This is a genomic window from Ruegeria profundi (assembly GCF_049800715.1).
In the GTDB taxonomy this organism is placed as follows: domain Bacteria; phylum Pseudomonadota; class Alphaproteobacteria; order Rhodobacterales; family Rhodobacteraceae; genus Ruegeria; species Ruegeria profundi_A.
The window spans coordinates 683,407-703,155 of record NZ_JBNAFO010000001.1 but is presented as its reverse complement, the minus strand read 5'-3'; the positions used below and the strand labels follow the sequence as shown (position 1 = coordinate 703,155).

Sequence of the window (19,749 nt, the reverse complement as noted above, 5' to 3'; positions counted from 1 at the left end):
ACTGTGGCAGGGCAGGGACCGGGGTTCAAAGGGTCAGCGTTGAGACCGCTTTGGCCGCGTGCCGATTGGGCAACAAATATCAGTCGATCAGACGGATAGTGGCCGCGTCGGCCTGCATGTCACCGGTTGCCCGATCAAAGCGCAGATAGGCGATGGCGTGGCCGCCCGATTGCGTGAACAGCGTGCCCACCGGCTTGCCATTGGCTTCAATCGCGCTCCCCACAGGGGCTGCCCCGTCGATGGCGACGCGACACAGTCCTTTGCGCAGCTCAGTCTTGTGTTTCATGCGCGCGGTCACTTCCTGACCAACATAGCAGCCCTTTTTGAAGTCGACGCCTCGCAGCGGCTCAAATCGGGATTCGAGGATATAGCTGTCGGGGTGCAATTCGATGCCGGTTTCGGGGATGCAATGGCGCACGCGGATTGCTTCCCAATCGGTACCATCATCGCTTTCCGTCGACGCGATGTAAGCCCGCCATCCCAAGTCAGGATGACGCGGGTCAGGCAAGGCGCCCTCTGGCGCAGGCCCGGTGCCGCGCTGCAGGTTAAGGTCCGAGACTTCGATCGCCACATCCGCCCGCAGTTTGTACATGCTCAACCGTTTGATCAGGCCATCCGCCAACGACTCGGCCACGTCCAGCAACACAGCGTCGTCGTCGCGTTTTAGGAAGAAATCGGCCAGATACTTGCCCTGCGGCGTCAATAGGGCGGCATAGACCAGCCCTGCATCCAGCCCGCTGATGTCATTGGTGATCAGGTCCTGCAAAAAGCTCTCGGTATCCGAGCCGGTCAGGCGCAGTATGCGACGGGTTGGCATGGCGTGGTCCTTATCATCTGCCTCGGTCCCGAGATATAGGGAGTTTTGCGATCAAGACCAGTGGGTTTAGGCGCTTTGAAGCGCTTGAACTAGCTGTCCGCCTGCGCCTTGTTGGGACTGTCAGGCGCTGTTTCTGTCACCTCCTGCGGCGTGTCGGGATGCATCGTCGTGCGCAGCTCGACAATGGATTTCCCCAATCGGAAGGGCGCGGCAAAGCTGACGAGACACAGCGCCACGATCTGCAGAACAAGGATATGGGCGTTGGCCTGCAGATACTCCCATTCATCTTTCAGCTTGCTGACCTGCTCGATCAATTCGTCGTAGCTTTGGGCGAGGATCAAATAGTCCCCAGCAATCGCGGGGACTTTGCGGCGCATATTGTCGATGGCGGTTTGGGTTTCTTCATCCAGCGAGGTGAAGACCAGAAACTGTTCAATATCGAAGGCATCGGCTTTGGCAGCCATCTCCTCCATCTCATCCTTGTCTTGTCGTCCGAACAGGAAGTGCAAACCCTGCAGGGGGGCGACCTCATTCGTGACCGCGATGAAAAGGGGCAGATCGGTATTGCTGGCAGTTGAGGCCGACAGAAACTCGACCTTTTCGCACAAGACGCCGGTGTCGGGGTCATAGGCCGGGTCGCAAAACCGCAACCGGAACCGCGCCGCATCACGGTCAAAGGCCGAGGACGCCGCGTATGCCACGTCTATCTGCCGATCCAGCCGCGAGCTGTCGGATGTATAAAGCCCCGCTAGAACGGCTACCAGAGCGCCGATCCCGCCGAGGACCACCCAAACCAAATCGGCCAGCTTCCACGCCCTGTGCCCGGCTGGTTTACGAAACAGAAAGCCCGTTCCAACCGATCCGATCAGGAAGAATAGGATCAGCAGAGGCAATTGGTTTTCGGTCACAAAAGTCATGAGACAAGTTTAAGTGGTCCGCCCCCTCACGCAACAGCGATCACGCGCTGTTGTTTCGTCTTTCAGGATGACCATACTGGGCGGAAATAGGTGGGAGGTTTTTATGAAGAAGCATATTGTCCTGATCCACGGCGCGTTTGCCGGCCCTTGGTGTATGGAGGGTTACGCTGGTTTCTTCCGTGACCGTGGTTGGACGGTCCACACCCCGGCGCTGCGGTATCACGATGCGGACCCCAAGGCCGAGCCGGATCCGGGCCTGACCGACACAAGCGTCATGGACTATGCGGATGATATCGCTGCGTTGGTTGAAGGGCTCGACAGCAAACCCGTGCTACTGGGCCATGCCATTGCGGGGGTCGTGGCGCAACAGGTCGCCGCGCGCGGCCTGGCCAGCGCCATTGTTCTGATTAACCCTAACGCGGCCTGGGGCACTCTGCCCGAGACCGACGACGAACGCGCCGTGCCGCGTGCGTTGATGGAGGGTGGGGCCTTCTGGAAGCAGCCCATGCGGGTCGAATTCGACCTCATGGCCCCGTTCGCGCTGAATAAGCTGCCCGAGGCGCAACAACACGCGGTCTTCGATCGGCTCGGCCCGGAAAGCGGGCGCGTGATGTTCGAGATGTTCTTCTGGATGTTCGACGACCATCACGCGATGAAAGTGGACATCGATAAGGTCGACTGCCCCGTGCTGATCGTCTCCGGTACCGAGGACCGGGCCGTGAACCCCAGCACCTGCCACGCCCTAGCGGACCTCTACGGAGACCGTGCGACTTTCATGCCCGCCGAAAACCACGCACATTTCCTGTTCATGGAGCCAGGGTGGGAGGGACCAGCAGCGCAGATCGCGGACTGGCTGGACCAGAAGCTAGGGTAGGCACTGGATGCCTCTACCACTCCAGCCAGTCTGACTGTTTTCAAGTCGTATCGAGTGCCAATTGCGCGAGTAGGTCTAACTCTAGCACCTGAGGTCACGCACTGATCGTCTCGGCAACGTTCCAGCAATTCGGCGGCAAAGTCGAAGACGTCAGGATCGACCGGATTGTGACCTTCCCGAATGAGCCTTCGAGCTCGTGTACAAAAACCATGTGATGGCGCCTGAAATGACGCGCCTGCACCCGATAAAATACTCTCGAAACAGGGTCTGCTCCTTTCAGGGCCAATCTACTTCGTTCAGAATGGAGCTTGTATCGTCGCAGATTGGGGCTTCATTGTCAGACTGAGGTCCATCGGCCGCAATATACAGTCGTACCGGTTCGTCTCAAACACGGTCCTGTTTTGTCTGGGTGCTTGAAGATCAGAATGAGAATCGGAGGCATTGATAGGTGTTTGCGTTCGTTGCTATGCGCTAGGGTTCGATCCTTACTTTCATGCAGAGAACAAACCGGTCTTTCTGAGGCGCTTTTGGGTGTACCAAATGCGACTTGTAGACCCCTCAACAGTCTCAAGCAATCGATCCTACTTGAGGCATGTGCACAAAGGTGTCCTTGAGCGAGCATTCAGATCGTGCGAGCAGGGCAGGCTTTCTGCCCCGCCACAACAGAGAAAAATGAAGGGCGGTGTGGGGCAGGAATGCCGTGAGAGAATATGTCGCCTACAGCAGTATTCTGTGTTGCGAATAGCCCTTTAGTTGTTGGTCGAAAATGTGCTTTGTGGTCTCCACTTAAGCGTGCCGTCACTGTCTCGATGACAACGCAGCAGGCGCTCTTGTACGGTCGTGATCGTGTTGGTGACGGTGTTGTCGCCCACCATCAAAACGAAAGCGTCCTCGGAATAGGCCAAGCCTTCGTAATAGCAGAACCGGGTCTCGGCCCCATCCGGCATAGGTGATGCAAGGCTAAGCGTTTGCTGCGCGCTAGTCGTTGAGGCCAGCAGGGTTAGCGCCAGCCCGAGGGTGAGTGCTTTCATATCGTCCTCCCTTATTGGAAATCAGTTGGTCAAATGGGTCGTGGACGCTCGGAACCTCAGATGTCGTTCTTGGATAACGGACTGCATGTAAGTGTGAACGAGATCAACAGGTTAGGCAAGGGGATTGCGCGCGCCAGCAGAAATGTAGCTTTTCAAGGGCGGGAGCAGCTTAGCAGCGCGAGTGAGATAGGACACGCTCGCCATTCTATCCGATCGTTTGGACTCTCGTCGAAATTCACCTGTGGCGAACAGGGCACAAGCTCAATAGTTCTTGATCAGCCCTTCAATCTGCATCAAATCATAAAGGCACAATCTACGAGCAGCTTTACCGCGCTGTCGCAACAAGGGAAGTCAGTATGAAAACAGGCGCAAAGGGTGATACCTACTACGGCAAAACCGCCCGGAACTACGAAAAACGCCGGACCAAGCAGGAATGGTGGGGCGTGGAGCAGCGCGAAATGGCCAGCCTGCTTGATCTGCTTCCGGACGGTTTGCGCGTGTTGGATGTGCCTTTTGGTACGGGTCGCTTTGTGCCCTACTACCTGAAAAAGAGCTTCACCGTTCAGGGCCTCGATGCCTCCCACGAGATGCTGGCGACAGCCAAGGACATTCTGGGTGACGATTTCGCCAAATGCACGACCTCAACCGGCACTGCCATGTCGCTGGAGTTCGATGACGGCGCCTTTGACCTCGTTGTCAGCACCCGGTTCATTCGGGACATCATTGTAGCAAGTGACGCGAAAAAAGCGCTGGCGGAGTTTGCGCGGGTGACCCGGAAATATGCGATCATCCAACTGGGCGAAAACACGCGCGATCAAAGTGATCCGGTGGACCCAAATGTGGTGTTTGGCAGCCGGCTATCCGCTGCGGATAACGCCGAGATGCTGGCCTCTGTTGGCCTGAAGGTCGTCGAGAAACGTCTGGTGAAAAGCGACGAGAAGGAAAACTCTCACATCTATCACGTGCTGTGTGAAAAAGCCGCCTGATGATCGTTGAGATGGTAGGTCTTCCTGGCTCTGGGAAGACAACTCTGGCAAAGGCGGTGCGCACGGCGGGCAAGCGTGAGGGGGTGGATATCCTGCTGCCCTACGGCTCGGACCTCGAGACGCAGCTGAACCCTCGTACGCCGCGCTATGTGAAGCGCCACGGCCATCGTAGGCTTTTGTACAGCAGCATCCTGTTTGCCAATGACCACCCCGAACTTATCTCCTTTTGCAGACAGATGCGGCCTTCGGGGGCCGAGGCGGATGAGTTTTTGTTCTCCCTAAACGGCGCGCTCTACCAGAACGCTCGGGACAAGGGCGAGGGCGTGTACTTGTTTGACGAAAGCTTCCTTCAGCGTGGTGTGAACCTGCTGATGGACCAATCGCGGCTTGAGGCTTATCTGCCGCTTGTCCCTCTGCCGGATCTGGTCGTGCATCTGCACGTCGAGGCGCAAGTCGCCTTTGACCGTTGCATTGAACGTCGTGGAAGCGGTGACGATATCCGCGAGAAAGTGACCTCCAAATTCGGGGATGCAGGCCAATTCGAGCATCGTGCGGCATTGAACCAGTTCAGCGTTGATGCGGTTGAAGGGAGAGGGGCCGAGGTCCTGCAACTCGACGGAACAGAGGCCGTTGACCTCCTGGCGCAAGTCGTTGTCGAAGCGTGTCTGGCGAAATCAAACAGCTGATCGGATTGGGTTTGATGTCAGCAGACACCAGTTTTAGGCTGCTTTTCTTATTGCTGCACGCTACCCGACCAAGGCTTGATACATAGCATCATGAACGCGCCCGACTCACCCCTAAAGGCGGGCGCGATAAGTGTAGCTCTTTTGAATGGGTGTTTCCGCCCACCTGGAGTCACCCAAACGATAGGCGCGAGTACCGTGCCTTCGTCGGCGGTTGAGTGGATTTTAGTTAATTGAGTTTAGTTGGGGTGCTGACACTCACTCCAGAAACTCTGAAGTTTTGGTCAAAGCTTAAAATCAACCGGTATTCGAATATCAATTCATAGCGAGTCAGCGAAGAGAGCCAGGATGGACTAACTTCTCTATACTGCTCGATCGTCCAGCGGGCGGTTACTTGGTAAATCGGCTGAGTGTCAAAGCGCGGTCGGAAATTCTGGGACCATTGCCTATTCAAGCCACTAAATCGAAACTTTTGATACTGTAGCCATGTCAAGGTGCGGTCAGCGCTCCCTAGACTACTTGCAACACGAAAAACGCAAACCTCTGCACCTGATCCCGTTCCCACCCGCTCCCAATCCAATTCAAGTAAGTTTGGCTCTTCTTTTTCGCGCTCATTTTTTTCCAAACAACTCACAACGTCTGGATAGCGCCACAGAGCTAGTCTGTATCTCATCCATTGCGGATGCAGGTTATCTACAACTTTTCCTAAAAAAGGAAGGGATCGGTTTCTTGATTGGCTAAGTGATCATATTCAATAGTGCAGCTATTGTCGGTGCGGCAACTTTCCCAGAAACCGAGGGGGTTTTCTTCCTCAAGAATAATAAAACAGCTACAAACCCACACGAGTGACGATGCAACTGCCAATACCTGAGTGCGCTTAATATTCATTGACCTTACCGAAACGTAGCAAAGAGTATTTGGAAGCTCTGCTACCAATCTAAAAGTCCCAAAAATTGAAGCTAGTCGGAAATACCTTGCCAGCGGTAAGTGCTATCTATCTTGTTAAAAACGCGGGTAATTGTTCAACGAACAATCACGCCCGTTGATCAAACATCAAGCTCCTCCACAAACCGCGCGTTCTCCTGAATGTACTGGAACCGCAGTTCGGGTTTTTTGCCCATCAGTCGCTCGACCAGGTCGCCGGTCTCGCCGGGTTCGTCCTCGTCGATGGTGACGCGGATCAGTTTGCGCGAAGCGGGGTCCATCGTGGTCTCTTTCAGGTCCTTGGCGTCCATTTCGCCCAGACCTTTGAAGCGTGAGACGTCGATCTTGCCTTTGCCGCCCAGTCCTTTTTCCAGCCACTCGTCGCGCTCGGCCTCGTCCAGGCAATAGACGCGCTTGGCGCCCTGGGTCAGGCGGTAGAGGGGCGGGCAGGCCAGATACAGGTGACCCGCGTCGATCATGGGGCGCATCTGGGTGAAGAAGAACGTCATCAATAGCGAGGCAATATGCGCCCCGTCCACATCCGCATCGGTCATGATGATGATCTTGTCATAGCGCAGGTCATCGACGTTGAACTTGGTGCCAAGGCCCACACCCAGCGCTTGGGTCAGGTCGTTAATCTCGGCATTGGTGCCCAGTTTCGAACTGGCCGCGCCCAGCACGTTCAGGATTTTGCCGCGCAGTGGCAAAAGGGCCTGTGTTTTGCGGTCGCGCCCCATTTTGGCCGATCCACCCGCCGAGTCGCCCTCGACGATGAATAACTCGGTGCCATCGCGTGTTGAACTAGAGCAATCCACCAGTTTGCCGGGGAGACGAAGTTTCTTAGTGGCGGATTTGCGTTGTGTTTCCTTCTCGGCCCGTCGGCGCAGGCGTTCTTCGGCCCTCAGGATGAGGAAATCCAGAATCGCGCCGGCGGACTTCGTGTCAGCCGCCAGCCAGTTGTCGAAATGGTCGCGGACGGAGTTTTCGACCAGCCGCTGTGCTTCGACCGTAGCAAGGCGATCTTTGGTCTGGCCGACGAATTCGGGCTCGCTGATAAAACACGACACCAGCGCGCAGCCGCCGGTGATCAGATCATCGCGGGTGATCTGACCGGCTTTCTTGTTGTTGATCAGTTCCCCATAGGCCTTGATACCCTTAAGAACCGCGGCCCAGAAACCGGCGACATGGGTGCCGCCTTCGGGTGTGGGGACGGTGTTACAGTAGGACTGGATGAACCCGTCGCGCGAGGGCGTCCAGTTGATCGCCCATTCGACCTTGCCCGGCGTTCCGAATTTCTCATTGAAGTCCACGGTGCCCGCGAAGGGCTGCTCGGCATAGGTGGAGGAGCCGTTCATCGTCTCCTTCAGATAGTCCGACAGGCCGCCGGGGAAGTGGAACGTGGCCTCAGTTGGCGTTTCACCGTCATCGATGGCAGATTTCCAGCGGATTTCGACGCCCGAGAACAGGTAGGCCTTGGAGCGGATGGATTTGAACAGCCGCGCCGGTTTGAACTTGTGATGGCCGAAGATCTCGGCATCTGCGTGGAAGGTCACGGTCGTGCCGCGCCGGTTCGGGGCCGCGCCGACCTTTTCGACCGGACCCAGAGGAATCCCGCGCGAGAATCGCTGCTCGAACAGCGTTTTGTCTCGCGCCACCTGCACGACCATCGAATCCGATAAGGCGTTCACAACCGATGCACCCACGCCGTGCAGACCGCCCGAGGTCTGATAGGCTTTGCCCGAGAATTTACCACCCGCGTGCAGGGTGCACAGGATGACCTCAAGCGCGGATTTGTCGGGGAATTTGGGGTGCGGGTCGATCGGAATACCGCGCCCATTGTCGCGTACCGTCAGGGCGTAGTCCGCGTGCAACTCAACCTCGATCCGGTTGGCGTGACCAGCGACCGCCTCGTCCATCGAGTTGTCGAGGATCTCGGCGACCATGTGGTGCAGAGCGCGCTCATCCGTGCCACCGATATACATACCGGGGCGTTTTCGAACCGGCTCCAGCCCTTCAAGCACCTCGATAGAGGAGGCATCGTAGGTGGTGGTCGCGCTGGGCGTCAACAGATCGTCGGGCATCGGTGCTGCTCTTGTTTTTGAGTTTCCCCCATTATGGCAGGTGATGTGGGTCGGGGGAAGAGGGACCCGAGGTCTTGTGGATGGATTGCCTAAATGTCGGCGATTGGCATCCTACAAAGACAGCCAAAGCGCCCCATCCCTGTACCCGCCACGCACGGAGTATTCCGGTTGCAAAACCGCGCCAAACTCCTCGGCCCAGTCGCGGAAGCGGTCGTTTGATACGACGATTGCCCCATAATCTTTAGCAACTTGCAGCACCAGGGGGTCGGCGGGCGTGCCGCTGGGGGCCACCATGACGTGATCCTCGGGCAGGTTTAGCAGATCGGCAAGGGCGTTGTGGTGCAAGTAGCGGCCCTCGATCTTGTAGCCCACGTTAGCGTCGAAGACTACGCCGGGCGTTAGACCGGCGCCGGTCAGTTTCTCGACTACTTCTCGCACCGTTTCTATGCGAGGTTCGCCATCCTTCCAGTGCATGACATTCGATCCGTCGATAACGGCCCAGCTGCGTGGCTTGCGTTTAAGCCATCGTGCCAGGATAAAAAGCGAACTGGCCATGGCGCAAGGGGCAGTTAGCAAAAGCCAATCGATAGAAATCAGAGAGAGCGCGGCAAAGGCAGTTGCGGCGGAGGATAGAAGAAAAACAACAAGGAGAATACGCACGGTGGCCTCTGGCAAGGAATCGCGTCTAGGGTGAAGCATCTGGAGGGAGTTCAACCCTTTTGGAATCTGTTTTCAATAGCGGTTGATTGTTTGCCTCAAATGTAGCCAAGCTGTGTACGACCTAAAATGTTTAAGGAAAAAGGGGCCTCGTTTCAATGAGCTGGATCAAAACCGTGCCATTTCAGGAAGCGACCGGTAAGCTAAAAAAGTTGTATGATCGGGTGACTGGGCCCGACAATAATGTGGACAACATCATGATGGCGCATTCCCTGCGCCCGCATTCGATGGAAGGCCACATGACGCTGTACAAAAACGTGCTGCACCATTCGGCCAACACGATCCCCAAATGGTTTCTGGAGACGCTTGGTGTTTGGGTTAGTGCGTTGAACACCTGTTCTTATTGCGTCGAGCATCACTTCAACGGTCTGCAACGGCTACTGGCCGATCCGCCAAGGGGGGATGCGATCCGCGCGGCGATTGAGGTGGGCGATCCAGAGGTCGCGCCTTTGAACGCAGCGCAGATCGCAGCGATGCACTATGCGCGCAAGTTGACCGAGGCGCCCGGCGCCATGGTCGAGGCCGATGTCACAGCCCTGCGCGACACCGGGTGGGACGACGGAGAAATCCTCGAGATCAATCAGGTCTGCGCATATTTCAACTACGCCAACCGAACGGTTCTAGGCTTGGGCTGTTCGACTAAGGGGGACGTGCTGGGGCTGTCGCCTAGCAACTCGGACAATCCCGATGATTGGGGGCATCGCTAGGCTGCTCGTCTCGGAACCCCCGGTTTTTTCGTCGAAATTCGCTCCAATTTGATCCCAATCAACGCAGGATCTTGCGCTTTCTGCTAGCTCGTTCTCAAGACAAGAACAACAAGAGGACAGCTGAATGGAAACGACCGCCCAGAAGAAACCCGAAGCCGTTAACATCAAGGTAGTGCCCACACCTGCACCCGAACCGGCCGCGCCCAGCGCCGAGAAGATTCGGCACGCGTTCGAAAGCGGGAAGTACCCCTATGGTCGCAAGATGGCGCGCAAGGATTACGAGGCGCAGAAGGCCAAGTTGCAGGCCGAATTGCTGAAGGTTCAGCATTGGGCTCAGGATACGGGCCAGCGTTTCGTTTTGTTGTTCGAGGGTCGCGACGCTGCGGGAAAGGGCGGTACCATCAAGCGCTTCATGGAACACCTCAACCCGCGTCAGGCACGTGTTGTTGCGCTGAACAAGCCCACGTGGGAGGAGAAAGGCCAGTGGTATTACCAGCGCTACATTCAGGAACTGCCCACCGTTGGTGAAATGGTGTTCTACGACCGCTCCTGGTACAACCGCGCAGGTGTTGAGCGGGTGATGGGGTTCTGTGATCCTAGCGAGTATCTGGAATTCATGCGTCAAACCCCGGATTTGGAGCGGATGCTGGTGCGCTCGGGCATCAATCTCTACAAATACTGGTTCTCGGTCACGCAGGAAGAACAGCAGCGCCGCTTCAAGAGCCGCGAGACCGATCCGCTGAAGCAGTGGAAGCTGTCTCCCATCGACAAGGCCAGCCTGGACAAGTGGGATGACTATACCGAGGCGAAAGAGGCAATGTTCTTCTACACCGACACCGCAGACGCGCCCTGGACCGTTGTCAAATCCAACGACAAGAAACGCGCGCGCCTGAACTGCATGCGCCATTTCCTGTCGACGCTGGATTATCCGGACAAAGACGTCTCCATAGTTGATCAGCCTGATCCGCTGATCGTCGGTCAGGCGCATCATGTGATTCACCGCTCGGATCATATTCTGGGAACGGCGCTGCACCCGGACGCCAAATCCAACTAAAACGCAAAGTGGAAAGAAGCCGTTGAGTGCCAACCTGCAACGGCTTCTTCTTTCGGCGGGCATCTATCTAAAGTCTCACACTGAGTTTTTCTTTTCTGCCTTGATTTTGGGCAGGGCGCGGGCCTATGGCTGGCGAGATGACGAAAGTGATGACATATCCCGCCCATTTCCGGGCGATTGCTGTGCTTGGCCTGCCGCTGGTTGGCGGGCATTTGGCGCAGTTCGCAATCGGCCTGACCGATACAGTGATGCTCGGCTGGTACGGGGTTGAGGCCCTGGCCGCAGTGACACTGGCAAGCAGCTACTACTTTGTGTTGTTCCTATTTGGGGCCGGATTTGGCTGGGCCGTTATGCCCATGGTGGCGACGGCCGCCGCAGAAGAGGACGAGACCAGCATCCGCCGCTCGACCCGCATGGGCTTGTGGCTGTCACTGCTCTATGCCGCGCTGATGATGCCGCTGCTTTGGTGGTCCTATCCCATCCTGATTGCCCTGAAACAGGAGCCGCAGGTGGCGCAGACCGCCTCGGAATATCTTCGCGTTGCAGGATGGGGGCTGTTTCCTGCGCTGCTGGTGATGGTGCTGAAGTCTTATCTGGCCGCGTTGGAGCGTACTCAGATCGTGTTGTGGATCACCGTGATCGCCGCGGTCGTGAATGGCGTGACGAATTATGCATTGATCTTCGGCAATTGGGGCGCGCCCGAGCTTGGGGTCATGGGGGCAGCGATTGCATCCGTGGTGACACAGATCGTATCTCTGGTTGCGGTTATCATCTATGCGGTTCGGGTTTTGCCGGAGCACAGTCTGTTTCAACGCTTCTGGCGCCCGGATTGGGACATGTTTGGCCGGGTTCTGCGGCTGGGCGTTCCGATTGGCCTGACCACACTGGCCGAAGTCACTTTGTTTGCGACCTCGGCGATCATGATGGGGTGGCTGGGGCAGGTGCCGCTGGCGGCGCATGGGATTGCGCTCAACCTCGCTTCGGCGACTTTCATGGTGCATCTCGGCCTGTCAAACGCGGCGACCATTCGCGCGGGCAACGCGCTGGGCCGCCGCGACCGCGCGCATCTTGAGCGTGGCGCGATTGCGGTTACCGGCATGTCTCTGGTCGTGTCCGTGCTGACGATCATACTGTTCCTGACCTGTGCCGAGCCTCTGATCTCGTTGTTTATGGAGGCCGACAACGCGCAGCGCGGCGAAATTTTGGCGATTGGCACGGGCCTTCTGGCCATGGCGGCCCTGTTTCAGCTGGTCGATGGTGCGCAGGTGATCGCGCTGGGCCTGCTGCGCGGTTTGCAGGATGCACAAGTGCCGATGATCATGGCAGCCCTCAGCTATTGGGTGATCGGAATCCCGGCCTCTTATTACTTCGGCTTTGTGCAGGGCATGGACGGAATCGGCGTCTGGATGGGCCTTGTGCTCGGGCTGGCCTTTGCGGCGGTTCTGCTGATGGCGCGGTTCTGGATGCGATCTGTCCGCGAGGTGGGCGTACCGGCCGAGTAACCCTCAGCCGCCTTTCAGCCGGTCCGCTTTCTTGCGCACCAGAACCGAGCGCAGATCGTGCATCGCCATCAACAGCCGGTCGGTCACCTCTTCAAGCTGTTCTTCCGAGGCTTTGGACTGCGCCCATTGCGTGGTCAGGTTCAGGTAGTCGACGGCCCGGTGAATATCGTCGATATCGCGCTGGGCCAGCAGGGCCTTGCGCGCATCCATCCATCGGGCGATCTCGGCCTTGTCGGCCTCGGTCAGGCTGCGTTGACCATGCGGTTTGACCTCGCCATTGCGGATGTTGATGACCGCGATCTGATCCATCTCGATCCGCTGCTGCCGGTTCTCGGTGTCGATCCTGAAAACCACGGCCCCGTTTTCTCGGACGCGGAAATAATACTCTGGCAGCTCTGCGGTCATGCGTGGCTCCGGCTTAGGTCAAAGAGGCACAAAAACGCTGGATACGCGTGCAGGCTTCGGTCAATGCCTCGTCCGACGTTGCGTAGCTGACCCGGAAGTTAGGCGACAGGCCAAAGGCTGCACCAAAGACGACGGCAACGTCGTGTTCTTCCAGCAGAGCGGTGGCAAACGCCTCATCCGAGTCGATCACCGTGCCTTGCGGTGTGGTCTTGCCAATCAGACCCGCGATTGAGGGGTAGACATAAAACGCGCCCTCGGGCGTCGGGCAGGTGATTCCGTCGATGGCGTTCAACATGCCGACGACCAGATCGCGACGCCGTTTGAACGTCTCATTGTTGGGGACCAGAAAGTCCTGCGTGCCGTTCAACGCCTCTACCGCCGCCCATTGACTGACCGAGCAAGGGTTCGACGTGGACTGGGACTGGATCTTGCGCATGGCGGCAATGATCTCGACCGGACCGGCGGCATAGCCGATCCGCCAGCCGGTCATCGCATAGGCTTTGGAGACGCCGTTGCAGGTCAGCGTGCGATCAAAGAGGCCGGGCTCAACTTCGGCCGGGGTGCAGAACTCAAACCCGTCATAGGCGAGGTGTTCATACATATCGTCCGACATGATCCAGAGATGCGGGTGGCGCATCAGAACGTCGGTCAGCGCTTTCAATTCGTCCCGGCTATAGCCCGCGCCTGTGGGATTCGATGGCGAGTTGAAGATGAACCATTTGGTTTTCGGCGTGATCGCAGCTTCAAGCTGCTCGGGGGTCAGCTTGAAGCTGTTCTCCAACGTGGTCTCGACCACAACAGGCGTTCCGCCCGCCAGCAGGACCATATCGGGATAGCTGACCCAATAAGGCGCGGGGATCAAAACCTCATCGCCCTCGTTCATCGTTGCCATCAACGCGTTATAGAGCGTCTGCTTGCCGCCCGTTCCGACCGAGATCTGCGCGGGCGTATAGTCCAGCCCGTGATCGCGCTTCATCTTGGCACAAGCCGCCTGTTTCAACTCGGCAATGCCATCGGGCGCGGTGTATTTCGTCTTGCCTGCCGCAATGGCCGCAACGGCTGCATCCTTGATGTTTTGCGGTGTATCGAAATCCGGCTCACCCGCGCTGAGGGCGATGATATCGCGCCCGGCGGCTTTCAACTCGGCCGCTTTTGCGGTCATCGCGACGGTCGGAGAGGGTTTTACGCGTGACAATGTCGCAGACAGGAAACTCATGAGCGGCCTCGGTTTGTATGTTCAACTTGTCTGTCATAGGGTGCGCCCGATTGACGATCAAGCTGTATGACACACCAGAATTGGAGACCCCGATGAACGACGAAACCGACTGGTACGGACCGGATGCTGCAACGTTCGGAGACAGACTGGCCGGGGCGCGCGAAGCAGCGGGGATGACGCAGGCACAATTGGCGCGTCGTCTGGGTGTCAAGAAGGCGACGATCGCGGCGTGGGAGAACGACCTGTCCGAACCGCGCGCCAATCGCTTGTCGATGATGGCAGGCATGATCAACGTCTCGATCATGTGGCTGCTGACCGGTGAAGGCGAAGGCATGGAGGCCCCCGTTGAAGAAGGCGAAGCCAGTCTGGAACTGGCAGGCGCGGTTGCCGAATTGCGTGCCATTCGTGGCGAGATGCGGGCCAGCGCAGAGCGGGCCGCCCGCTTGGAAAAGAAACTGCGTTTGATGCTGGAGCTGGACAAGAATGACTGAAACACGCGAGGTCCGGATCAAACGCCTGCAGATGCGCTCCATGCGGCGGGGGATCAAAGAGATGGATCTGATCCTATCGGCTTATGCAGAACGCAACCTCAACACGATGGATGCGGCTGGGCTGGACTTGTATGACGCGCTTCTGAAGGAAAACGATCAGGACCTGTATCAATGGGTCACTGGGCAGGTGAATACGCCTGATCCATTCGCTGATCTGATCGCAGATATCGCGCAAACGTTTCAGAAATAAAGCAAATAAGACTTAACCGATTTTTCGGAAATTCAGGTCATCGTGTCTGAAACGACACGGCTGAATCGGAGGGTCGGATGAGTATGGAAATGCAGGTCTCTGCGTCGGGGGCCAAAGGCTTCATGACCAGTTATCTTGAGGCGCTTGCGTTGGTCGAGCGTTTGCATCGTCTGTTGCTGGATGTCATCAAGGATGAGTTCGAACGGGTGGGCGTGCTGGAAATCAACGCGGTTCAGGCGCTTTTGCTGTTCAACATCGGTGATCATGAGGTGACCGCAGGTGAACTGAAAAGCCGCGGCTACTATCAGGGCAGCAATGTCAGCTATAACCTCAAGAAACTAGTTGAGATGGGGTATATGCATCACCAGCGCTGCGAGATTGACCGGCGCTCTGTCCGCGTTCGTCTGACGCCACAGGGGCGCGAGATTCGCGATATCGTGTCCGAGCTGTTCCAGCGCCATGCCGAAGGGTTACAGAACCGCGGCGTTCTGGGGTCGGAAGGGATCGAGGATATCACCACTTCGCTGCGTCGGGTCGAACGCTATTGGACGGACCAGATTCGTTATATCTACTGATCAGAGGCTTGGGATAGGATGATCCCCTGCAGCTCTCGGATCAGTTTGCGCGTCATGGCATCCTCATAGGCCTCAAAACCCAGTGCGACCTCGACAAACGCATCGGGGCCAAGGATGACCCAGGCGTTGTAGTAAGCTGACAGCTCTCCAATCTGGACATCCCGTTGGTCGCCATAGTTGGAGTCGTCGACACCGATCACCAAACCGTTGATGGTGATGCCGTTGTCCTGCAGCAGCGCCTTGGCTGCGCGTGGGTGGAGACCGAGATTGTGTTTCCCATCTCCGGACAAATCCAAAGTGCGCTTCCAACACTCCGGTTTTTGATTCAAGAGGTCCGCGCCAAACAGCATCGCATTGCCCACGGCTGTGCCTTGCGGCGCGGCGCTGCGGGTCACGTCTCCCAGTCTCGCCGCGATCCTGCCTAGATCAGATTCGGTGCGGATTTCGGTCCATTTTACAAGCACGCGCTGATGGCCGGGTTCGCTCCATTCGAACACCGCAAGGCGAACGGGAAATGCGAGGTTTGCCAAAATGATCTTGCGGATTTCAGGGCGCCGCAACGCAGCAGCCAAACCATCGATCTGCAACCTGTACTCGTGAACGTCGACAGAGCCGGACACATCCAACCCAAGCGCCAGAGCTTGACGGCATTGCGCCGAAACGGATCCTGCCAGAAGGCAACAAACAAGCGCGAGCAACCGTGTCATCTATGGCCTGTTTCTTGCAGAGATCCCAATTGTAGGCCGCTCAATTCTCGTTCCAGCTTGCGGCGCATGGCACGCTCAAAGTCTTCAAACCCCTGCGCGAATTCAAGAAAAGCACCCGGTCCATGCAGGACGTTTTCTTCGAAGAAAGGAACCAGAAACAACTCGCCCTCGAAATCGGCGGCATTGATCACCAACCCGTTCACCGTGACAGCATCGAAGGGAAAATGTTTGTAGGCGATTTTAGGGCCATAGCCATCATTGTTCGCTCCGTCTCCGGAAAGATCGATGGTTTGAAACAGACAGTCCGGACCATCCTGCAACATGGTAGCCCCGTAAGCCAGCGCATGCCCCATCGCGGTGGCAGACCCGGAATCCGAACGCTCGGACTGGCTGATCCGGGTTGCCGCGGCCAGCAAGTCGCCTTCGTTTTCAATCATCTTCCACGGCAAGACGACATGCTGGGTGGATCGGCCGCTCCATTCATAAACGGCCAGCGCAACAGGAGCGGGAGACGAGAAAAAAGCGGCCTGAACCTCGGGCGCGAGCATCGCGGCGGCAAGGCCCTGACGTTGCAGTGCATCCTCGGCCTGATCTACGGAGACCGAGATATCCAGCGCCAGCAAAAGGGCCAACCGGCAGCCCTCGGCCTGCGCGGGGCTGGCCAACGCGGCCAACCCCAGTGCTGTCAAAGTGCGGATCACCAGTGCCCGGTACTCTCCATGCTGCTCCATGGCTCGGCGGGCTCGAGTGCGTCACCGTTCTGCAGCAGCTCGACAGAGATGTTGTCGGGCGAGCGAATGAACGCCATCCGACCGTCGCGAGGCGGGCGGTTGATCACGATGCCATTGTCCTGCAGGTGCTGGCAGGTCTCGTAGATGTTGTCGACGCCATAGGCGAGATGACCGAAATGACGACTGTCACTCGGCAGCGCATCGTCACCGTCCCAGTTATAGGTCAGCTCAAGCGGGCGATCCTCCTGCCCGGGAGGGGCCATGAAGATCAGCGTGAACCGGCCTTGTTCACTTTCGTGGCGGCGCGTTTCCTTCAGGCCTAGCAGCTCATAGAACGCCATTGATTTCTCAAGATCCTTCACGCGGACCATGGTGTGCAAGTATCTCAGCCCCATCTTGGCCTTCCTCCTTTTCTTCGCTTGGTGCGCAGCTTAGCGCGGTTGCGCGAGGTGTCGAGAGGGGCTGGGAACACGATTTCGAACTTCGCGGCGCTTACGGCAGATATCGCGGTTCCAGTGGTGGAGTTGACGATATATAGTGGGTGTCGACTCATTCTTGGAAAGGATAATTTCATGCCTCTGTCTGCCGACCAACTGGCCGAGATCGAAGCGCAGCGCGCGCAATCGCATCCAACTCGCCGCGTTGTAGCACCGGGCATGGAAGACCACCTTTACACGGCCCATCAGGTGCTGGACCACGGTTTTGTCCGGGTCATCGACTATATGGGCGACGATGCAGCCATTTGTCAGGCGGCGCGTGTATCCTACGGCAAAGGCACCAAATCCGTGCAAAATGATGAGGGCCTGATCCGCTATCTGATGCGTCACTGGCATTCGACGCCGTTTGAGATGTGCGAGATCAAGCTGCATGTAAAGCTGCCGGTTTTCGTCGCGCGCCAGTGGATTCGCCACCGGACCGCCAATGTGAACGAATACTCGGCGCGCTATTCGATTCTCGACCGTGAGTTCTATATTCCCGCCCCTGACCACGTGGCCGCGCAGTCCGAGGTCAACAACCAGGGACGCGGGTCCGCATTGGAAGGGGAAGAGGCCGCGCGTGTACTGGAAATCCTCAAGGCCGACAGCGCCCGCTGCTATGACAATTATGAGGCGATGATCAATCAGGACGGGCAACAAGGTTTGGCGCGCGAGCTGGCACGGATGAACCTGCCTGCAAACATCTACACGCAGTGGTATTGGAAGGTGGACCTGCACAATCTGTTCCACTTCCTGCGTCTGCGCGCTGACCCGCATGCCCAGTACGAGATCCGCGTCTATGCCGATATGATGTGCAAGATCGTCGTCGATTGGGTGCCCTTCGCCTATAAGGCTTTCGAGGACTACCGATTGGGTGCCGTCAACCTCTCGGCCCAAATGGTCGACAGCCTGCGCCGGATGTTGGCAGGTGAGACTGTGACCCAGGAGAACTCGGGCATGACGGCGCGAGAATGGCGTGAGTTCGAGGATGTAATCCGCAAGGATTGAGCCTCAGAAGCATATCTTTTGTATATACGTTTTGTCATGAAGCTGTTACATTGGCTTCATGACTTATCTGTTTCGCCTGATCCCACTGTGTCTTGTGCTGGCGTCACCTGCGCAGGCAAAATCACCTATAGCCGAAATACTGTGTGAAGCGACCCCTAGGCTCCAAGAGAAACTGACCCGCCAATTCGGCGCCGAACGCGTGGCAACCGGCATGCGCGGGCCCGAGCAGATCATGGAGGTCTGGAGCAGCGACCGCGGCGACTGGACCATGGTCGTTACCTACGCGACAGGAACGTCCTGCATCGTGGCAATGGGCGAAGACTGGCATGCCCGCACCAACGAGAAATCGACACGTGGGTAACGCCGATTTCTAGAGAATATTTGGCTGACGGCCTGAAATTGGCCGTCAGCCTTGATTGGAAACACCCCACATCTGGCGGGGTGGAGGTTACAACGGCTTCAAATCAGCTGCCATCTGGCGGCCGTCACGCCCGTCCTGCAACTCGTACGAGACTTTCTGATTGTCTGCGAGTCCGGTGAGGCCGGATCGTTCTACGGCCGAGATATGAACAAACACATCTTTGCCCCCCTCATCAGGGGCAATAAACCCATAGCCTTTGGTAGTGTTAAACCATTTCACGGTGCCGGTTGGCATGTCCCGTGTCTCCTTCTACTTGCGCATTGTCCCACAAATTGGTGGGGGCTGTGTCGACGTCATGGCGTATCGGGCTGATTTCTGGGTCAGATACAGTCCGAAACGCACGTTTCGTCTTTTTCAACATTGCACGGTGAAGTAAAAAATCAAGAAATACCGCTGGGAACCAACCAGTTTGCATAAAAAAGTTACAAATGCAGGAGCAGCCCAAAAATGCGCCTTTATGGTTTGAAAAACTGCGATACGTGCCGTAAGGCGCTGAAATCGCTGCCAGAAGCGAATCTCGTGGATGTAAGAGCAGACGGAATTCCGGCTGAGACCTTGTCGCAAGCTTTTGCCAACTTCGGCGAGGCTTTGCTCAACACCCGGTCAACAACCTGGCGTGGATTGGACGATACCGAGCGCGCGCGGCCGCCGTTGGAGTTGCTGGCCGATCACCCGACGCTGATGAAGCGCCCTCTGATCGAAAATGAAGGAGAGTTGTTTCTGGGCTGGACCGCTGAAACGCGGTCCTCTCTTGGTGTTGCGTAGCCGCGTACCTATCTGCTGATACGAACTGTAAGGGAAGTTACATGCGAAACGCTGCCATGATTTTGGGCGTCATCGCCGGTTTGATCGGTATGATTGTCGGGTTTTTCGGATATGGCTATGTCGAAGCCATCAAGCATTTTGGCGATATCGAAGGGATTGCCGAGCAGGTGGATAACCCCGACCTGATTCAGGCGGCCTCGATCCTTGCGCCTTTGTTGGCGATTGCGGGCGGGGCCATGGCCCATGCGCGGGCGTTGATTGCAGGGATTTTGTTGTTGGCCTCGGCTGCTGGGATGTACTACGCGTTCGGTTTCGGCGTCTTCACCATGTTCCCGATTGCCTTTGCCGCGGTAGCCGGGGTGCTCGGGCTCGCCGCGGGAAAACCGGACGAACCCAAGGCTCATTTCTGAG

Annotated in this window: 24 protein-coding genes; 13 read left to right on the top strand and 11 right to left on the bottom strand. The window is 57.3% G+C overall.

The window, feature by feature from the left end; genetic code table 11:
- Window positions 1–79 precede the first annotated feature (79 nt).
- Together ACP15L_RS03520 and ACP15L_RS03515 are read right to left on the bottom strand one after the other, a co-directional pair.
- Window positions 80–817, bottom strand: coding sequence for a YgfZ/GcvT domain-containing protein (locus ACP15L_RS03520; RefSeq protein ID WP_425083140.1), 738 nt, complete (start codon window positions 815–817; stop codon window positions 80–82).
- 89 nt (window positions 818–906) lie between these two features.
- A complete protein-coding gene (locus ACP15L_RS03515) occupies window positions 907–1,734 on the bottom strand; it encodes a hypothetical protein (protein ID WP_425083139.1) in 828 nt (275 codons plus the stop codon).
- A 103-nt stretch (window positions 1,735–1,837) separates the two neighbouring features.
- Between ACP15L_RS03515 and ACP15L_RS03510 the strand changes: the two genes are divergently transcribed.
- Window positions 1,838–2,608 carry an alpha/beta hydrolase gene (locus tag ACP15L_RS03510; protein WP_425083138.1) on the top strand — a complete coding sequence of 257 codons (771 nt, stop codon included), beginning with the start codon at window positions 1,838–1,840 and terminating at the stop codon, window positions 2,606–2,608.
- Between the two features lie 749 nt (window positions 2,609–3,357).
- Here ACP15L_RS03510 and ACP15L_RS03505 read toward each other — a convergent pair.
- Entirely contained in the window at window positions 3,358–3,639 is a 282-nt protein-coding gene (locus ACP15L_RS03505) for a hypothetical protein (RefSeq protein ID WP_425083137.1), read from the bottom strand.
- 356 nt (window positions 3,640–3,995) lie between these two features.
- Here ACP15L_RS03505 and ACP15L_RS03500 point away from each other — a divergent pair, with 356 nt between their 5' ends.
- Window positions 3,996–4,625 carry a class I SAM-dependent methyltransferase gene (locus ACP15L_RS03500; RefSeq protein ID WP_425083136.1) on the top strand — a complete coding sequence of 210 codons (630 nt, stop codon included), beginning with the start codon at window positions 3,996–3,998 and terminating at the stop codon, window positions 4,623–4,625.
- On the top strand, window positions 4,625–5,311 hold the full coding sequence (locus tag ACP15L_RS03495; protein WP_425083135.1) for a hypothetical protein: 687 nt from the start codon (window positions 4,625–4,627) through the stop codon (window positions 5,309–5,311). Before ACP15L_RS03500 ends, ACP15L_RS03495 begins: the two co-directional genes overlap by 1 nt.
- 1,043 nt (window positions 5,312–6,354) lie before the next feature.
- On the opposite strand, the gene parE is transcribed toward ACP15L_RS03495, so the two are convergent.
- Window positions 6,355–8,313, bottom strand: a complete 1,959-nt coding sequence (gene parE / locus ACP15L_RS03490; protein ID WP_170375956.1) for a DNA topoisomerase IV subunit B — start codon at window positions 8,311–8,313, stop codon at window positions 6,355–6,357.
- Window positions 8,314–8,424: 111 nt separating this feature from the next.
- Window positions 8,425–8,973, bottom strand: a complete 549-nt coding sequence (locus ACP15L_RS03485; protein WP_425083134.1) for an NYN domain-containing protein — start codon at window positions 8,971–8,973, stop codon at window positions 8,425–8,427.
- Between the two features lie 155 nt (window positions 8,974–9,128).
- Here ACP15L_RS03485 and ACP15L_RS03480 point away from each other — a divergent pair, with 155 nt between their 5' ends.
- From ACP15L_RS03480 to ACP15L_RS03470, 3 genes are all read left to right on the top strand, one after another.
- Window positions 9,129–9,737 carry a carboxymuconolactone decarboxylase family protein gene (locus tag ACP15L_RS03480; protein ID WP_425083133.1) on the top strand — a complete coding sequence of 203 codons (609 nt, stop codon included), beginning with the start codon at window positions 9,129–9,131 and terminating at the stop codon, window positions 9,735–9,737.
- A gap of 124 nt (window positions 9,738–9,861) precedes the next feature.
- Window positions 9,862–10,791: a polyphosphate kinase 2 gene (gene ppk2, locus ACP15L_RS03475; RefSeq protein WP_425083132.1), complete on the top strand. Its 930-nt coding sequence runs from the start codon at window positions 9,862–9,864 to the stop codon at window positions 10,789–10,791.
- Between the two features lie 149 nt (window positions 10,792–10,940).
- Window positions 10,941–12,293, top strand: a complete 1,353-nt coding sequence (locus ACP15L_RS03470) for an MATE family efflux transporter (RefSeq protein WP_425083131.1) — start codon at window positions 10,941–10,943, stop codon at window positions 12,291–12,293.
- A gap of 3 nt (window positions 12,294–12,296) precedes the next feature.
- Here ACP15L_RS03470 and ACP15L_RS03465 read toward each other — a convergent pair whose 3' ends face one another.
- On the bottom strand, window positions 12,297–12,698 hold the full coding sequence (locus ACP15L_RS03465) for a hypothetical protein (protein ID WP_170482531.1): 402 nt from the start codon (window positions 12,696–12,698) through the stop codon (window positions 12,297–12,299).
- 13 nt (window positions 12,699–12,711) lie between these two features.
- Window positions 12,712–13,914, bottom strand: coding sequence for a pyridoxal phosphate-dependent aminotransferase (locus ACP15L_RS03460; RefSeq protein WP_425083130.1), 1,203 nt, complete (start codon window positions 13,912–13,914; stop codon window positions 12,712–12,714).
- Window positions 13,915–14,006: 92 nt separating this feature from the next.
- On the opposite strand from ACP15L_RS03460, the gene ACP15L_RS03455 reads away from it, so the two are divergent.
- From ACP15L_RS03455 to ACP15L_RS03445, 3 genes are all read left to right on the top strand, one after another.
- A complete protein-coding gene (locus tag ACP15L_RS03455) occupies window positions 14,007–14,405 on the top strand; it encodes a helix-turn-helix domain-containing protein (protein ID WP_425083129.1) in 399 nt (132 codons plus the stop codon).
- Window positions 14,398–14,655, top strand: a complete 258-nt coding sequence (locus ACP15L_RS03450) for a succinate dehydrogenase assembly factor 2 (protein WP_170482540.1) — start codon at window positions 14,398–14,400, stop codon at window positions 14,653–14,655. The genes ACP15L_RS03455 and ACP15L_RS03450 overlap by 8 nt, the downstream gene beginning before the upstream one ends.
- 77 nt (window positions 14,656–14,732) lie before the next feature.
- Entirely contained in the window at window positions 14,733–15,230 is a 498-nt protein-coding gene (locus ACP15L_RS03445) for a MarR family winged helix-turn-helix transcriptional regulator (RefSeq protein WP_425083128.1), read from the top strand.
- Here ACP15L_RS03445 and ACP15L_RS03440 read toward each other — a convergent pair.
- From ACP15L_RS03440 to ACP15L_RS03430, 3 genes are read right to left on the bottom strand one after another with little or no spacing between them, the layout of a single operon-like run.
- Window positions 15,224–15,937 (bottom strand): DUF1194 domain-containing protein, encoded by a 714-nt coding sequence (locus tag ACP15L_RS03440; protein WP_425083127.1) that lies wholly within the window; start codon window positions 15,935–15,937, stop codon window positions 15,224–15,226. The genes ACP15L_RS03445 and ACP15L_RS03440 overlap by 7 nt on opposite strands.
- Entirely contained in the window at window positions 15,934–16,668 is a 735-nt protein-coding gene (locus tag ACP15L_RS03435) for a DUF1194 domain-containing protein (RefSeq protein ID WP_425083126.1), read from the bottom strand. The genes ACP15L_RS03440 and ACP15L_RS03435 overlap by 4 nt, the downstream gene beginning before the upstream one ends.
- Window positions 16,635–17,063 carry a VOC family protein gene (locus ACP15L_RS03430; RefSeq protein WP_425083125.1) on the bottom strand — a complete coding sequence of 143 codons (429 nt, stop codon included), beginning with the start codon at window positions 17,061–17,063 and terminating at the stop codon, window positions 16,635–16,637. Before ACP15L_RS03430 ends, ACP15L_RS03435 begins: the two co-directional genes overlap by 34 nt.
- 177 nt (window positions 17,064–17,240) lie before the next feature.
- On the opposite strand from ACP15L_RS03430, the gene thyX reads away from it, so the two are divergent.
- Window positions 17,241–18,152, top strand: a complete 912-nt coding sequence (thyX, locus tag ACP15L_RS03425) for an FAD-dependent thymidylate synthase (RefSeq protein WP_425083124.1) — start codon at window positions 17,241–17,243, stop codon at window positions 18,150–18,152.
- A 58-nt stretch (window positions 18,153–18,210) separates the two neighbouring features.
- Window positions 18,211–18,513 (top strand): hypothetical protein, encoded by a 303-nt coding sequence (locus tag ACP15L_RS03420; RefSeq protein ID WP_170488721.1) that lies wholly within the window; start codon window positions 18,211–18,213, stop codon window positions 18,511–18,513.
- Between the two features lie 87 nt (window positions 18,514–18,600).
- On the opposite strand, the gene ACP15L_RS03415 is transcribed toward ACP15L_RS03420, so the two are convergent.
- Window positions 18,601–18,807: a cold-shock protein gene (locus ACP15L_RS03415; RefSeq protein ID WP_008758035.1), complete on the bottom strand. Its 207-nt coding sequence runs from the start codon at window positions 18,805–18,807 to the stop codon at window positions 18,601–18,603.
- A gap of 213 nt (window positions 18,808–19,020) precedes the next feature.
- Between ACP15L_RS03415 and ACP15L_RS03410 the strand changes: the two genes are divergently transcribed.
- Both ACP15L_RS03410 and ACP15L_RS03405 read left to right on the top strand, forming a co-directional pair.
- Window positions 19,021–19,338 (top strand): ArsC/Spx/MgsR family protein, encoded by a 318-nt coding sequence (locus ACP15L_RS03410; RefSeq protein WP_425083123.1) that lies wholly within the window; start codon window positions 19,021–19,023, stop codon window positions 19,336–19,338.
- 41 nt (window positions 19,339–19,379) lie between these two features.
- Window positions 19,380–19,748 (top strand): hypothetical protein, encoded by a 369-nt coding sequence (locus ACP15L_RS03405; protein ID WP_170459066.1) that lies wholly within the window; start codon window positions 19,380–19,382, stop codon window positions 19,746–19,748.
- Window position 19,749: the final 1 nt, after the last annotated feature.